The 15,165-nt window shown below is 51.4% G+C and carries 15 protein-coding genes and 2 pseudogenes; 6 read left to right on the top strand and 11 right to left on the bottom strand.

What is annotated here, in order from left to right; translation table 11 throughout:
- Positions 1–335 precede the first annotated feature (335 nt).
- A complete protein-coding gene (pyrE, locus tag H6G21_RS08165; protein WP_190572546.1) occupies positions 336–953 on the top strand; it encodes an orotate phosphoribosyltransferase in 618 nt (205 codons plus the stop codon).
- Positions 954–1,113: 160 nt separating this feature from the next.
- Here pyrE and H6G21_RS08160 read toward each other — a convergent pair whose 3' ends face one another.
- Positions 1,114–1,941, bottom strand: a complete 828-nt coding sequence (locus tag H6G21_RS08160) for a DUF4344 domain-containing metallopeptidase (protein WP_190572544.1) — start codon at positions 1,939–1,941, stop codon at positions 1,114–1,116.
- A gap of 407 nt (positions 1,942–2,348) precedes the next feature.
- Between H6G21_RS08160 and H6G21_RS08155 the strand changes: the two genes are divergently transcribed.
- Positions 2,349–3,572: a M20 family metallopeptidase gene (locus tag H6G21_RS08155; RefSeq protein ID WP_190572542.1), complete on the top strand. Its 1,224-nt coding sequence runs from the start codon at positions 2,349–2,351 to the stop codon at positions 3,570–3,572.
- An 817-nt stretch (positions 3,573–4,389) separates the two neighbouring features.
- Entirely contained in the window at positions 4,390–5,940 is a 1,551-nt protein-coding gene (locus H6G21_RS25390; RefSeq protein WP_199307100.1) for a hypothetical protein, read from the top strand.
- A gap of 36 nt (positions 5,941–5,976) precedes the next feature.
- On the opposite strand, the gene H6G21_RS08145 is transcribed toward H6G21_RS25390, so the two are convergent.
- From H6G21_RS08145 to H6G21_RS08125, 5 genes are all read right to left on the bottom strand, one after another.
- The gene (locus tag H6G21_RS08145) at positions 5,977–7,245 is read right to left on the bottom strand and encodes a GNAT family N-acetyltransferase (RefSeq protein WP_190572540.1); all 1,269 of its coding nucleotides are present in this window, start codon (positions 7,243–7,245) and stop codon (positions 5,977–5,979) included.
- 109 nt (positions 7,246–7,354) lie between these two features.
- The gene (locus H6G21_RS08140; protein WP_190572539.1) at positions 7,355–7,870 is read right to left on the bottom strand and encodes a PAM68 family protein; all 516 of its coding nucleotides are present in this window, start codon (positions 7,868–7,870) and stop codon (positions 7,355–7,357) included.
- A 25-nt stretch (positions 7,871–7,895) separates the two neighbouring features.
- Positions 7,896–8,165, bottom strand: a complete 270-nt coding sequence (gene rpsO, locus H6G21_RS08135; protein WP_190572536.1) for a 30S ribosomal protein S15 — start codon at positions 8,163–8,165, stop codon at positions 7,896–7,898.
- A gap of 49 nt (positions 8,166–8,214) precedes the next feature.
- Positions 8,215–8,922, bottom strand: a complete 708-nt coding sequence (locus H6G21_RS08130) for a 4'-phosphopantetheinyl transferase superfamily protein (protein ID WP_190572529.1) — start codon at positions 8,920–8,922, stop codon at positions 8,215–8,217.
- Between the two features lie 36 nt (positions 8,923–8,958).
- A complete protein-coding gene (locus H6G21_RS08125; RefSeq protein ID WP_190572527.1) occupies positions 8,959–9,627 on the bottom strand; it encodes a DUF2834 domain-containing protein in 669 nt (222 codons plus the stop codon).
- A 142-nt stretch (positions 9,628–9,769) separates the two neighbouring features.
- Between H6G21_RS08125 and cutA the strand changes: the two genes are divergently transcribed.
- Positions 9,770–10,099 carry a divalent-cation tolerance protein CutA gene (gene cutA / locus H6G21_RS08120; protein WP_190572525.1) on the top strand — a complete coding sequence of 110 codons (330 nt, stop codon included), beginning with the start codon at positions 9,770–9,772 and terminating at the stop codon, positions 10,097–10,099.
- 31 nt (positions 10,100–10,130) lie between these two features.
- On the opposite strand, the gene bioB is transcribed toward cutA, so the two are convergent.
- On the bottom strand, positions 10,131–11,084 hold the full coding sequence (gene bioB / locus H6G21_RS08115) for a biotin synthase BioB (protein ID WP_190572523.1): 954 nt from the start codon (positions 11,082–11,084) through the stop codon (positions 10,131–10,133).
- 320 nt (positions 11,085–11,404) lie between these two features.
- Between bioB and H6G21_RS08110 the strand changes: the two genes are divergently transcribed.
- Positions 11,405–11,986, top strand: a complete 582-nt coding sequence (locus H6G21_RS08110; protein WP_190572859.1) for a biotin transporter BioY — start codon at positions 11,405–11,407, stop codon at positions 11,984–11,986.
- 73 nt (positions 11,987–12,059) lie between these two features.
- Entirely contained in the window at positions 12,060–12,575 is a 516-nt protein-coding gene (gene lspA, locus H6G21_RS08105) for a signal peptidase II (RefSeq protein WP_190572521.1), read from the top strand.
- A gap of 60 nt (positions 12,576–12,635) precedes the next feature.
- Here lspA and H6G21_RS08100 read toward each other — a convergent pair.
- The 4 genes and pseudogenes from H6G21_RS08100 to H6G21_RS08090 all read right to left on the bottom strand — a co-directional run.
- Positions 12,636–12,866 (bottom strand): annotated as a pseudogene (locus H6G21_RS08100) (Uma2 family endonuclease); the annotation flags it as partial.
- A 217-nt stretch (positions 12,867–13,083) separates the two neighbouring features.
- Positions 13,084–13,292, bottom strand: a pseudogene (locus H6G21_RS26175) (type II toxin-antitoxin system HicB family antitoxin); the annotation flags it as partial.
- 89 nt (positions 13,293–13,381) lie between these two features.
- Positions 13,382–14,245, bottom strand: a complete 864-nt coding sequence (locus tag H6G21_RS08095) for an SHOCT domain-containing protein (protein ID WP_190572519.1) — start codon at positions 14,243–14,245, stop codon at positions 13,382–13,384.
- Between the two features lie 596 nt (positions 14,246–14,841).
- Entirely contained in the window at positions 14,842–15,060 is a 219-nt protein-coding gene (locus H6G21_RS08090) for a hypothetical protein (protein ID WP_190570254.1), read from the bottom strand.
- Between the last annotated feature and the right edge of the window lie 105 nt (positions 15,061–15,165).

Here is a 15,165-nt window from a genome sequence, read left to right as displayed (position 1 = left end):
AAATTGACCTTGAAGTTTGTGATTCGAAGTTTTCGATTCATGGTAGCCGATCATTTCCGACTAAGATCAAATTTGGCAAGATCCCATGCTGGAATGCTCGGAGGATTCAACACGCAGCGATCGCGAGTGTTAGCGGGTGTTCTAAACTCTGGTTTCACGCACTGGTTTCACGCACTGGTTTGACTCAAGTGAGCGCCTGAGTGTGAGCTTCGAATTTGGTGAATTTGAATCAAGTTTAGAGGTCTGTTTTGTCTGTTGATCGTTTGCCAGTTGATCGAACGCCGACTGATCTCGGTGGCGATCGTGCCCACAATTAATGTTTTTAGTTTGCCCTGATGACCCTAGAAAATATGACTCAATCCAACTTTGCTTGGGCAAGTGCTGACCTGTCCGATCTCCGGCAAGCCCTTTTGGATTTGTTTTGCGAAGTCGCCTATAAGGAGGGAGATTTTCTACTCTCGTCTGGACAGCGCAGCACTTACTACATCAATGGCAAGCAAGTCACGCTGCATCCCCAGGGGGCGTTGGGCGTTGGGCGCATCTTGTTACCCTACATTCCCGCAGATACGGTTGGGGTTGCGGGTCTAACGTTAGGGGCAGACCCGATCGTCACGGCCACAAGCGTCGTTGCTGCCTATGAAGGTCGATCGCTGACGGCCTTGATTGTGCGCAAAGAAGCCAAAGGCCATGGCACCCAAGCCTACATTGAAGGGCCGACGTTACCAGCGGGGAGTCCCGTTGTGGTGTTGGAAGATGTGGTCACCACGGGGCAATCGGCAATGAAGGCAGTACATCGCTTACGGGATGCGGGCTATCAAGTCGATCGTGTGATTTCCTTGGTCGATCGGCAACAGGGCGGTGCGGAGTTTTATGCGGAGCAAGGCTTGAACTTTGATGCCGTGTTTACGATCGCGGATCTGCAACAACACTGGAAGACGTTGCATTCCGCCTAAACTGACTCGATCACCTTCGATCACCTAACCTGATCTAGCTGCTTTATCCATCCCATCCGCCGACTCAACAACAGATGGGATGGAGCCTGAATCGCAGGCCATATCACGATCGCAAGTTACGATCGCAGGCTATGTCACGATCGCAAGTTACGATCGCCCATTACGATCTTCCATGGGGAGCCAAGAGCTTCTCCCAACTTTGTGACTTTTTCGTATACTCACGACCACAGCGCTGGGCACGGGCTTCCGGGAGGAGTCCATCTTTAACCAGATCGGCAAACTTGTTGGGATCTTTGCCGTAAACCAGACAAGCAATGCCATAAAAGCGCTGTAAATCTAGGGAATGCTCATCCCAAAAGGCTAAATTCTCCGACTGTTGCTGACTCTGTAAGACAAACCAATGGGCTGCATTGAGCACGGCTTTTTCCCCATCTGGGCCTGCTTCCAGGAGCAATATGGTAGAAAACTCATCAACGGCATCTTCTTCTCGCCCGGTCGTGGGTAAATCGTACAGATCGATTAATCCGTGCCCCAGTTCATGGAAAAAGACAAATAAGTTGGTGTAGAGCATAGACTCTCCCAAGTCTGTGTCCGAAGTGGCAGTGGGGGCAAACAACTTGCCAAAATACGCCAGCAGTTCATCGCACATCACAATGCTTTTGTGCTCGGCGCTGTAAAACGCATTTTCGGTACCACACTCTGCTAAAGCGATCGTGACATCGGTGGGCAAAACCAACCCTTTATTCAGTTCTTCGGCGATCGTTTCGTACAACCGACTTTCTTGAATCACTTGCCGAAAGGGAGCGAATTCTGCGTTCTTAACAGGACTGTAGGCAACTTGGAACTGTCCACCAACCTGGGCGATGGGAGAATTGGGAGGCAAGGTGGCAACCGCATTTCCCTGCCAAGAGTTCAGCAAAATCAAGAAACCAGCCGTCAAGGTTGCTAACCAGATAGGCCATTCCCGAAGGCACGATCGAACGCTCATGGTGTGTCTAGTAAAGTGGGTCTAAAAATATCCAACCAAGGGAAGCAATGAAAGGAAGCAATCAGCGGGCGAAAAGATGTATCCACCCTAGAAAAGCGCCAAATCGATCGTCAAGGAAAGTACATAACTTGCAGGAATTCTGACGATCGGTTCAGCCTAGAATCGCCAGGGATTCCATAGCTTCGCACCCATTCCACCTCATGCAGATTGAAGGAATTCCAGTCCGTCCTATCTCAATTCCGTCTGATCGAAGTCTGTCTTGGGAGAGATGTTCTGCCGGAACTCAGCGAAAGTTTTCTGGGGATGCCAAAATCAAAGAATGCTCGGGCTAATGGGTTATTCCTGCTTGGTTATCCCTGTTTAGTTATTCCTTTGGTTATTCCCTATAGATAAGTCATTACTGCTGTATGGTTGCATCCCCACTGGTTTCTTCCTCTCCTCAACTCTCACAGGTGCGCCTCGGCATTCGATCGCTCCATCCCCAGATCATTCACTGGCGACGACAACTGCACCAACGGCCAGAACTGGGATTCCAAGAACAATTAACGGCCACTTTCATCGCCACTCAGTTGCAAGAGTGGGGCATTCCCCATCAAACGGGCATTGCCGAAACGGGTATCGTTGCCACGATCGTAGGCCAGCAACCGGGTAAGGTTTTAGCCATCCGAGCCGATATGGATGCCTTGCCGATCCAAGAAGAAAACGAAGTTGAGTATCGATCGCAGCATGAGGGTAAAATGCACGCCTGCGGCCATGATGGCCATGTGGCGATCGCCCTCGGTACCGCTTACTATCTCTCTCGCAATCCAGATTTTTCCGGTACGGTCAAAATCATTTTTCAACCTGCTGAAGAAGGCCCAGGCGGAGCTGCACCCATGGTCGCCGCCGGTGTTTTACAAAATCCTACGGTGGATGCGGTGATTGGCTTACACCTGTGGAATCAGCTTCCCATTGGCACAGTGGGGGTGCGCAGTGGTGCACTGATGGCTGCCGTTGAAACCTTCCGCTGCACCATTTTTGGCAAAGGGGGCCATGGGGCCATTCCCCAGCAGACGATCGATTCCATTGTTGTGGCGGCCCAAATTGTCAATGGGTTACAAACGATCGTCGCCCGCAACGTAGATCCGATCGAGTCCGCGGTCGTGACCGTGGGCGAGTTCCATGCGGGCACGGCTTGTAACGTCATTGCTGATACCGCTCGGCTCAGTGGGACAGTGCGTTACTTCAATCCAGACTATGCCTCCTTCTTTGAGCAACGGGTGGAACAGGTGATTGCTGGGATTTGCCAAAGCCATGGCGCAACCTATGAGTTGAATTACCACAAGCTCTATCCACCGGTGATCAACGATGCCACCATGGCCGCCCTTGTGAGTTCGATCGCAGAAACCGTTGTGGAATCCCCCTTAGGGGTTGTTCCCAACTGTCAAACCATGGGGGGAGAAGATATGTCTTACTTTTTAAATGAAGTTCCAGGGTGCTACTTCTTTCTGGGTTCAGCCAATTCAGCCCAAGGGCTCAACTATCCCCATCACCATCCCCGCTTCGACTTTGACGAAACGGCACTTGCCCTGGGCGTAGAATTATTTGTTCGTTGCGTAGAAGCGTTTTGTTCAGTTCCCCCCTCTAACTAGCACGGGGTTTGACTTTCACGGGGTTTGACTTTATCGTTTTGCAGCTTCGCCGCAATTTCAGATCATTTCTTCTGATTCAAAGATTTACATTTTCAAAAAACACAGTAGAATTACTGAGTATGTCGGGCTAAAATGTAGGAAGAACCCGTATAATTTCGGTTGTAACTATTCAATATTGATTGGCCGCATTTCTAGTCTGAAAGGCGACCCACTATATGTGATCATGATCACAGCACTTCACTGATCTCGATCTCTTGCGTAATAGGTTGATGTAGACATAATAAAGAGGACTCAACTTTAGCCGAGTCATCAACAGGGAACACACGACTGGCCGACAGGTTTCTTAAGAGGACTGTCGGTTTTTTATTATTTAGAGCTTATTCTCCAGTCTAGTCAACTCAAGAGAAAAGGCGCTTCGGCAAAATTGCTAATTTAGACAACTCGTCGTAGAACCGTTGGAATTTGACTCGCTAGCCCCTAAGTCTGGGCGATCGTGACGGCGATTTGCAAAAGGTTCTTCCCTGAGAGAGGGTGTGCTCCTGTGTGCTTCTACTTGTGTGCTTCTACTATAGAAAGACCCTGGAACTGGGTTTGACAGAACTTAGTTTGGCTCAGTGTTAGATGCAGCGTTCGACTAAGCCGCAATGCTTATCTTTCGAATCCCCCTTCTCAAACCGCATAGAATAGGGGACAAAGATCTTTTTTTTCCGGAGTCTCAACCAATCCCTTCGTCTAGGGTACTAGGTCTACCTAGTGGGTTTCTGGTTGAACTATGTTTATAGCATCTCCACTCAGTTTTTCATCTTCTGAGTCTTCTTTGCAGTCTAATGGATCGATCGATCCTAAGGCTGACCCGTTATTAAGCTCTGCGTCGGCAGTAGCGCCCCACCACCCTAACCCTCCCAATGCATCCGCCGTGGTGAACCAAGAGACTGATTTAGATAGCATTTTCACGTTGATTGGGAAAGTTCTTCCCTTCGAAGCGTGCTTGTACCACCAAATCCTCCCCCTTTCGATTCAGGGGAGCAAGTTGCGGCTGGGCATGGTCAATCTACAGGATGCTGCTGCGTTGGACTATGTTCGTCGCATTTTGGCTTTTCTCAATTATTCGCTGATCCCCCAAACCATTACCTCAGAAACCCACCATAAGGTTCTGTCTGCCTATTTAAACTTGGTGGAAAACCGGGCCAAAAAGCCAGCACATTTAGATCCAGCAAGCCTCAACCGCTTAGACGCGGGCTCCCAAGCCCCTGCCCCTCGGCCTGCCTCCGCTAATCCAGCATCGCTGAAGGAAACTTTGGTGTTGGAAAGTCCGGATCTATTAACGGACTGGAATATTCCATCGCTCCATCGGAATACCACCACCCAAGAGGGCAAAACCTGCCTTCAAGAGGACTTGTCCGCTGCATCGGGGGCCACCCACACCGAAATTCAACCGCTTTCCAACCCTGCCTTCCCTCCGCTGGACTCAAATGCGGCCCGCACGAATGGGTCTCCTGTGAATCCGTTCAGCACGATCGACCCAGCGGCCTTGGATGCATTGGATTCAACGGCATTCCCCCGGCCAGAAAACGGCGACGTTTCTGCGGTTCAGCTATCCCAAGAGTCATTACTCTCTAATGAGGCATTGCTAGCCCAACCAGAGGGCGATCGAGACCAACCTCGGCAGGATTTAAGACTTCCCGATCGGGTCTCGGAAGCCATGGCTGTCCCGCCGTTTCCTTGGCCAGAGAACGCACTACCGTCCCTCAAGATTTCTCCCCAATACCTCGACAGTTCCCCAGAAATTCTCAGCCATCTGCCGCCCCAGCAACTGATCCAGGAACTGTTGGGCCGCATTGTAGACAATGGCATTGGACGGCTATATTTTGAGCGTCAAACTCCGGGAGGCCGCGTTCTCTGGAGTGAAAATGGCGTTGTCCAATCCATGCTAGACAACCTGAGCAAAGAATTATTTGATGGCCTATTGTTTCAACTCAAGCGTTTGATGCGTCTGCCGTTGAAACCGATCGATCAACCTCTACAGGTCGAGATTGAACGGTTGTATGAACGTAATCGCATTTTGCTACGGTTGCGCATCATTCCCAAACCGACGGGAGAAGAGGCAACTCTGCAAGTGTTGCGCGGTGCAGCCTTAAAGTTCTACCAGCAGCAACAGTTAACGAATCTCAGCCGGGATACGTTGACAATTGCCAAGGAACTGCAACACAAAATTACTGAGCTACACAATCGTGCTCGGATTAACCTCGCTTCCACCGATGGCAAAACCAATGGCCTGGATTTAGATCGGTTAATCCAATCCGTGGAAGATCAGTTAACCCGTCTCAAGGAATTGAAGCGGCAACAGGAAGAGCGGGATCTGTCCTAGCGTCGATTTCTAGACCAGTCCCAACCCAGGTGATTTCTAGAAAAAATCCCAACAAAAGGGGGGTGGACCTTGCCACGCTTGGGTCAGGTGAGTGAGGATTGTGCGATCGCCCTGCCATTGAACTTCCTCGGTCCACAGCAGATCCTCAACGGTACGGGTTCCAGCAAACAGAACGCTGAGATGTTCGATCGATAGGGTGAGGATGGCCGGGGCGGCGGCCCGCGATCGTAACGGGGTACAAGTCATGCGGCCATCGGCACAGTCAACCCACCACTGAGAATTCCCTAAAATCGCGTCCTGAACTTGCAAGGCCAAACTAAACGGGGCGGTGGGTTGCACTGGACGGGACGTTAGCGCAGCTTGGCAGTCTACTAAACGCCACATGAAGCTACTGCCGATTTCTCCTAGGCGATGGCTGAACCGGAGCAAGGTGCGATCGTGCCCTTGGGGGAGGACGCGATCCTGCTGTTGCAGTAAATGGGGAAAGGGATCCGCACTGTGGGTATGCCAAATCAGGAGGGAAAACTGATCGCGCAAACTTCTCAGAAAGGCCAAAATACCCCGATACCCTGCTGGGTTAACTGCTACCCACTCCCGCACGACGGCGATCGCTTTTGTGCCATAGATGGCCTGTTGTTCCACCCCCAGCAGGACATACCCCAAGAGTGTCTCACCCTCCCAATAGCCCCAGAAATCCTGGCCTGGAAGCGGTTGAAACCATGCCTCCCACTGCAGATCGGATCGCAGCAGCCAACCGTTATTTTGCAGTGCGACCTGTTGATAGAGGGCTTGGACGGCAGGGCGTTCCCTAGGGGTAATGGGCTGGACAGTTCCCGATCGTGGGTATTTAGGTAAGTGCTGCGGCGCGATCGGATATTGATAAACCTGCCCAACCCAGCCCCAGCCCAAACTGCGATAGAAGCCATGCTGGAAGGGATAGAGCATGAGTAAGGGGACTTGTTGCGCCTGGGCTTGGTGGATGGCCTGGGTCAGCATCCAGTGGGCGATCGACTGGCCTCGGCATTCCGGCGCAACGGCTACTCCGCCTAGTCCGATCGCAGGAATCACGCTGCCTAAACAGGCAATTTGCAATTCCAGTTCCGCATAGGTGGCGACGACGCGATCGGTTTGGGCCTCCGTGACGACCCAGCGCCGTCGATCGGGCAACTGCACCCCTTGACTGAACCAACCCTCTTGCACCTGCTGGTCGGACTGGGTGGGCACAAAGGCAAAGCGGCTTAGACGGGCGATCGTGGGTAAATCCGCGTCTTCTGCTAGCCGTAACGAGAATGGGAAATTCTGCATAAAAAATTAGAGGCGCAGACCTAGTCATTATCCTAGGATCTACACCTCTTTTGGATTGTGCCCAGCCCACAAGTCGGTATCAAGTGGGTGGAATGCTGAGTGCAAAAAATTATCGGTCTTTAGAAGACGGGGATTTTGACTGTTGGGCGCGGGCTTCCTTCCAGGCTTGAATCAGGCGACCCGTGTTGGTGCCAAATTCATCAATGCCGAGAAGAGAACCCACCCGAGCCTCATCCCAAGATGCAGAGAATAGACCGTAGGATAAGCCCAAAACTCCGAGGCCAAAGAACCCTAAACTTACGAGCAGAACTGCTGTATTCGGAATTTTGTAGTGGAGTTGAATTACCAGTAGGTAACTGCCCACAAAGGTTGCCATGCCTAAAAAGGTAGGAACTCCGCTGAAGAAAGCCATCCGACGAGCCATGCGTTGACTGACAACTTCAGGAACCCCCATGCCACCCGGCTTAGCGCTCGCCGATCGCTCGGCTTTTTCAGGTTGACTCTGGTTCTCAGAACTTGCCCGAGCCTCCGATGGCTTTGCTACCTTTTTTTTCGAGGCACCTGGTTCAAAGGGAAGGCGTTCAGAAGCGGATTCTTGCTTAGACTTTTGCGGTTCAGCCGACATAGGGAGCACTCTGCCAATAGGGTTCTTAACCGCGAATACCCAGACGAGTAATCAGTTCACGGTAGTGGGTATTGCTCTTGCCTTGGATATAGGCCAGCAAACGCTTACGGGTGCCGATCATGCGCAACAGCCCCATGCGGGAAGCATGATCTTTTTTGTTGGTCTTGAGGTGCGCACTCAGTTTGTTAATGCGCTCCGTCAAGATGGCAACTTGCACCTCAGCGGATCCGGTATCGGTTTCGTGGGTTTGGTAATCAGAAATGATTTCTTGCTTACGAGTTTGCAGCAAAGCCATGGGATTATTGCGTTTCCTTGCTTTAAGTTTTAGACAGCAGTTAACAATACTAGCATAGGAACTCCCCGGTTTGGAAAGAGGTGAAGGAGATCGCCACTTCAGCATGGGCCACGGCGATCGCGCCGACAAACCCGTTGGTCAGCGGCAGTTCCCGCAATTGCCATGCAGTGGGAGGACTTTCCGGGAGGGTGATGATGCGGACAGGTTCCTCCTGGGCCGATCGACCGAGGGCGAGTTGTAGGTGCTGGAGTTTGCCCAAGCCTTCCCCAGTTGCCTTGAGAAAGGCTTCTTTGCACGTCCAATAGCGGAAAAACAGCATTTCCCGATCGGCGATCGGGGCTGCCAGGATCTGGGCATGTTCATCGGGGGCGTAGAAGCGGGCCGTGAGTTGCTCTAACTGCGGCATGGGACGGATTTTTTCCAGGTCAACGCCGATCGCGGCCCCCTGGGTGAGGGCAATCAGGGATTGATCCTCGGAATGGGCCAGATTGAACTGCCAGCCAGAATTGGCGGGATAGGCTAGGTCAGGCTTGCCGTGGGCCCCGTAGGAAAATTGCAAGCGCTCTGGCGCAATTCCCAGACATTGCCCCAGCAGCCCCCGCAGGATGCCCCGCCCTGTGATGAAGCGATCGCGGTGTCGGGGTTTGACGAAGCGATCGGCCCTTTGCTGCTCATCCGGTGACAGGCGTTGGGCATAGTGGGCCAGTTGGCGGCGATCGCAGTCGAGTCCTGCTTGCCAAAGATGTACGGTTGCCATGGTCGTTGCTATCGTCGTTGCTATCGTCGCTGCCGCCTAGGCTGGAGTGCTAGCGGGGGGAGCTGAATTGTCCGGCAGGGGGGGTCGCCACAGCAGATAGCCCAAGGTGCCGAAGAGGGGAAGGCAGGAGACGATCCAGAAAATCCGGCGATCGCTGATGCCGCGCCGTGCCAGGTCGTCCCCCAGCAGTGTGGGAAAGAGCAGCGAGAGGAGACAGAAATCTAAGCTCATGACATGGATAAACCGGCTGGTGCGCCACTGCTGGACAAAATCCGCCCAATCGCCTTTGCTGAAGCCTAGATAAATCATGGTGACCGCTGCGAGAGCAATGACGATCGCCAGCCAGCGGGAATCCCACAGTTTAATCACCCAGTTTTTCGGCCCTACAAATTGCGGGTTATCCTTGCGCCAAATCAGGTAGGGCAGCAGGGCAAAGGCTCCCACTGCAAAGGATCCTGCGGAAAAGGCCCAGGCGGGGAGTTTTTGGCCGCGTCCATCGCTGTAGAGCAGGCAGCCGTAGGCTAAGGGCAACACGCCCATGATGTTGAACAAGTTGACGATCAACGGATTAATGCCGTCAAATTTTCCGGTGGAAAGGCGAAGAATGAGGTCGAGGGTGTCCGGTCGATCGGGGGGAGCCAGCAGGAAGGCATACCCAACGAAACCGATCCACAGGACTGCTAAAAAAATCGATCGAAGTAGCATAGGAACTTGCCAGGAGTCTCGGTTTAAGGGTAGCAATATGAAGCTGTTCGATCGGCTAATCATTTTTGGGATGACCAGCGTGGATGACTAGCTTGGATGACCAGCGTTGATTCACTAGTTGCTTCAGTATAGAAAGAGAACGATGGCTGAGACGAGTCAATACTGCACCGTTCTGGTGACGGTACCCAATGGAACGATCGCCGAGACGATCGCCCATGCCTTGCTAGAAGCGAAACTGGCGGCCTGTGTCAGTCTGTTTCCCGTCACGTCGATTTACACCTGGCAGGGCGAAGTGCAGCAGGAGGGCGAGTTGCAACTGCTGATTAAAACGGAACTGGCGCGGTTTGGTGAGATTGACGCGATGGTGCGATCGCTCCACCCCTATGAGGTGCCGGAAGTGATTGCGCTGCCGATCGTGGCAGGCTCCCTACCCTATCTCCAGTGGATTGCTGAACAGGTGACGGGAGCGTAACGATCGGCAGACCAGTTAAATTTACAGCGATCTAAAGGGTTCTAGGCACCATGCCGAGGCGATCGAGCAGGTCAGCGTCGTGGTTGCGGGAAGGATTGGGGGCCGTTAGCAACACGGGGCCGGTGAAGATCGAATTGGCTCCGGCGAGGAAACAGAGGGCTTGTAGTTCATCGCTCATCTGGGAACGGCCTGCGGTCAAGCGCACGATCGCCTTGGGGAAGAGGATGCGCGTGGTGGCGATCATCCGTACCAGGTCAATGGGATCGACGGGGGGCGCGTTTTCCAGGGGGGTGCCTGCGATCGGAATCAGGCTGTTGATGGGAATGGACTCCGGTGTGGGATCCAAGGTGGTTAAGGCTTCCAGGAATTCCAAGCGATCGGTTTCCGACTCACCCATGCCGACAATGCCTCCGCAACAGACGGAAATTCCGGCATCACTGACCGCTTTAATCGTATTGAGTCGATCCTGGTAGGTGCGGGTGGTAATGATTTTTTCGTAGTAGTTGGGGGAGGTGTCCAGGTTGTGGTTATAGGCGGTTAAGCCCGCTTCCTTGAGTTGCTGGGCTTGGTGGGGTTGCAGCATGCCCAAGGTGCAGCAGACTTCCATATCCAGGGCTGCCACCTGTCGCACCATGTCGAGGACGCGATCGAACTGGGCTCCATCTCGCACTTCCCGCCATGCTGCCCCCATGCAGAACCGGGTGGCTCCGGCGGCTTTAGCGGCCTGGGCCTCTGCCAAGACGGTGTCCGTGTGCATCAGTGGTTCGGGTTTGAGGCCGGAGTTGTTGTGCACGCTTTGGGAGCAGTAGCCGCAATCTTCTGGGCAAGCTCCGCTTTTGATATTGCCTAAGGTGCAGAGTTGCATCGCCCGTGGATCGTGGTGCGATCGATGGACCTGCTGGGCCTCGAACATCAAATCGGGCAAGGGTTGGGAATAGATTTGACGGATCCGATCGAGGGTTTTGGACGATGCAGCAGCAACCATAGGTTTCAAGGTAAAGACGCTAAAGGATGTACCAAATGAATCTAATTAATGATACAGATCTGCGTCCCCGACATTGCCTGCGACAGGGTCACCTCGAGAGGAATTTCCGAGGGCTATTTTGCGATCTAGTTTGCCCACGGAATAGCCGCTATGGGAGCGGGGGGACTCTGTCCCCTGGGGCACCGGATGCCCGCCTTAGCCTGATACAATTCACAGAATGCTTTGACAGGCGAAGAATGCTTGGACGGGCACAGAATGCTTTACCGGCCTGCCGAGGGCTTGGGTAAGCCTAGGACGAACAAGCGTGGTGACGGTTCGTGGTGACGTTGACTGAACTACTATGGGCATTGATTGGGTTGCTCCTGACGATCGGGGGTAACTTTTTGAAGGCTTCGATCGTGGGCTTGCCTTGGACTTGGAGCTTGCAGGGCATTCCGGCGCATTTCTTGGGTGTGAATTACCAGATTGGCGCTGTTTTGCTGGTGGGCTGTTTGGGGGGTAAGAATGCGGCGGTGATTTCTCAAATTGCCTATCTGGGGTTGGGCTTGGCGGGATTTCCCTTTTTTATGAATGGGGGTGGCATTGGTTACCTGCGAGAACCCACCTTTGGATATCTGTTGGGGTTTCTGCCGGGGGCTTGGCTCTGTGGCTATCTCGCGTTTCGGGCGGCACCACGTTTGGAATGGTTGGCGGTGTGTTGCTTGAGTGGGTTGGCAACGATTCATGCAACTGGGATGCTATACCTCAGTGCGGTGTATGGTCTGAAGTTGGCTGATGCGAGTAAGGTTCCGTTCGTGCAGGCAATCGTGACCTATTCGGTGAATTTGTTGCCGGGGCAGTTGGCGGTGGTTTGCGCGATCGCTCTGGCGGCTTATGCGGTTCGTCGTGCCATGTTTTACTAATCTCTGTGCTTTTATTAACCTGTGCTTTTACTAATCCGTTCTGTGTTTTACTAACCTTTGATGGGCTGTCCCTATGCGCAATCCGTTCTTTTGGCTACTAGCGATTTCCAGTCTGATTCTCGATCGGCTGACGAAGTTGTGGATATTGGATCATTTACCGTTATGTCCAAAGGGTTGGCCGTTGGAGTTTTGCCATAGTATTGAGATCGTTCCGGGGGTGTTTCACTTGACCCATGTGTGGAATGATGGGGCGGCTTGGAGTAGTTTTAGGGGGGCGTGGTGGTTGCCGTTTTTGTCGCTGGCGGTGAGTTTAGGGTTGATGGGGTTGGCGTTTTTTGGCCCGAGGTTAAGTCGTTGGGAGCAGGCGGGTTATAGTTTGGTGTTTAGTGGTGCGATCGGGAATGGCATCGATCGCTTTGCGTTTGATGGTCATGTGGTGGATTTTTTAGATTTTCGGTTGATTCATTTTCCGGTGTTTAATGTGGCGGATATGATGATCAATATTGGGATTGTTTGTTTGTTGATTGCGAGTTTTCGGCGTCCTAGTCCAGCGAGTAAAGAGGATTCTGTAAAATCCAGTGGGCAATGATGATGCCGGAAGGGGATGGGTTATTGTGAGGGGCTGTGTCAGCGGCGCTACCTATTTATGGGGGCGCAAGAGTCCCCGCTGAAGGACGAACCCAGGTAGACCTGCATTGTCGATTTGGACTCAGATCTTCGTTGTGATGAAGGCTGCAACTTCTTTGTGCAGTCCTGTGGGTTCCAAATCAAATACCTCGCCATCGATCAGCTCGTAGTGGTTATCACTGCCATAGCGAGCAAGAAACTCTTCAAAGCTAAGTGGCTTCTGTTGAATTGCTGGATCAATTGCAATAGTCATAGGTCAACTTAGCCTAATTGATGCCTCAAGTCTATCAAATCAAGTCTGTGAAGTGTTTGATTAATTCAAGCTGAAGCTAGCAAAATTAGGACGTAGATTGGGAAAGACGTTAGTAGATGCTCTCTGCTTGACCATGGTACGCTTATCCATGGATAAGCGAAACTAGTATGGTATTGCTGGCTATGGGCTAATTGGGTAACGGGTTTAGTGGCTCAAATCAGGGCGACGCAAGGGACGAATCAATAGAATTGCGGGTTATCGGAATGGGCAACTGATTGCTTCCTTTACGGTAGAAGGGTCGTGAGACTGCACAATCTTTTAAGGTGGCAATATACTTGTGATAGCCTCCTTAATGTTTGAAAGGGCTTCCTCTTTAGTTTTACTCTGTCTAACACATCCTCTAAGATGTGGGCGTTCTACAACCCAGAGTTATTCTCTTTTAAGGGATTTAATCCAATTGCGCTTACTTGTTAGTAAACGAGTAAGCGCAAATACACTTATTTTAGCCTTGGCATCTAGACTAACAATGCTAGCTTCTTCTTATCAAACTCCTCACGGGTAATAATACCAGCATCTCTAGCATTCTCAAGCTGTTTGATCCTGCTAGTAAGTTCGGCTTCTTTCTCAATTGCTGACTTCTTGCTCTCATATTCCTCCTGTGTAAGAATTCCTGCAGCAAAGGCAGCATTGAGCTTGGAAACTTGAGCGTTCAATTCTGAACTAGAAGACTCTCGCATCAATTCAGACTTCTTCATCTCAAATTCTCCTTGACTCAGAATCCCTGCATCAAGCAAGCTTTTGAGTTTCATCAATTTTTCCTCAGTCTTAGCGTCCTGCTGAGTAGACCGCATTTGACCTTCGAGCTCTAATTTCTTTGCGTTATACGCAATTTCATCGATGAAACCTTGGCTGTACGCATCACTAAGCTGCTTGAGTTTCTCTTCTGCAGAACTTTGAGCTTTCAGAACAGCTAGCTCCTGGACAGACTTAGATTTCTCGCCAAACATGACCTTCTGGTCAATGAAATTCCACAAATCGATTTCGATCTTCTTGGACCAGCCTGCCGCAATCCCGCTAACAAGCAAGGTAGCTCCGCCCGTCAGTACAGCCGCAACACCACCAGCAGTTAGATTCGATGCCCATTCACCAGTGCTGAGTTCCACTGAGAAATCTTTTGGTTGCCCTTGAATCAGAACGTTGAATGCTCTGGATGCGCCAACTGCTTTACGCCACGTCTCATTTTTTGCAGCTTGTAATAACCACGTTCCGTCTGTTTTGTTTGTCTGTGTCTGATAGCCTTGTCCAGTGAACCAGACTTCAATGTCTCTCAATAAAGCTTCCAAATCACGATCTTTGTCTTGATAAGTCTTTTTAGCCATAGTTGCCTTGCAGATAATTGCTAGATAGCAGAAGTTTTCTGCAATTATGATTCCCAACATCCATGTAGCACTAACGTTGTCAGTATCTTTTTTGCAGTGCCAGATAATTTCAGTAGGACTCGCTCAATCACTTCATTGCTAACCTTAAAGATTCATCTTCACTAATCACACGCTTACTCAATTTAAACATTGACGGACAAGCTTTTGGCTGTGTCCCTACCAAGGACTTCTAGTATGAGTATATATGGCTCTAAGCGGATAACTACCTAAATAAGCTGTTATCCAATTTAATTCGCCCCAATCTGGGTAATGTTATTATCCTAGATCGAGACAGATAACTCCGGTTCGGGTATATTGTCCGGCTGTTTACTGTTTCTAACAGCTAACTTTTGGGCACCCTTATGATTCAGAGGTAGTGCTACCCAGTCAACTTCATTCCTGATTAGCGTCATGTATGCCTGATTTTCCCAGGCTGTTTGATCGCATCTAGGAAACCTTCTGACTCAAGTACCTTAGATCAATGACGGAGAGATGACCGAGGTGTCCGCAGTCCATTAGATCATTAATGAGCCTGCGGGACACTGATGCTGCAACCGTTATCGCAGCCGTTCGCGACTCAATATGCTGATGTATTGCCCGTCGGAATGCACAATCTTCATCGGTTGACTCCAATGAATCCGATCGGCGATCCGATGGGCATGGAATTGATTAATCGTATCCTGCACGAACTCCTTGTGACCAATTAAGTGGATCTGCAAGCGTTGTTTCTCAGGTTGAACTTCACGATCGCTCCGATCGCTAGAACCTTTTGCCATAACTGAGCTTCTCCTTGTAGTGAGTCTTTGCCCTCACCCTAACCCCCTCCCAGAGGTAGAGGGAAGCCGATCACATTCTCCCTGCTCCTGCGGGAGAATAACCGG

The organism is Alkalinema sp. FACHB-956 (genome assembly GCF_014697025.1).
GTDB lineage: Bacteria > Cyanobacteriota > Cyanobacteriia > Leptolyngbyales > Leptolyngbyaceae > Alkalinema.
The sequence above is the reverse complement of the archived record's forward strand: the minus strand, read 5'-3'. Positions and strand labels throughout refer to the sequence as shown.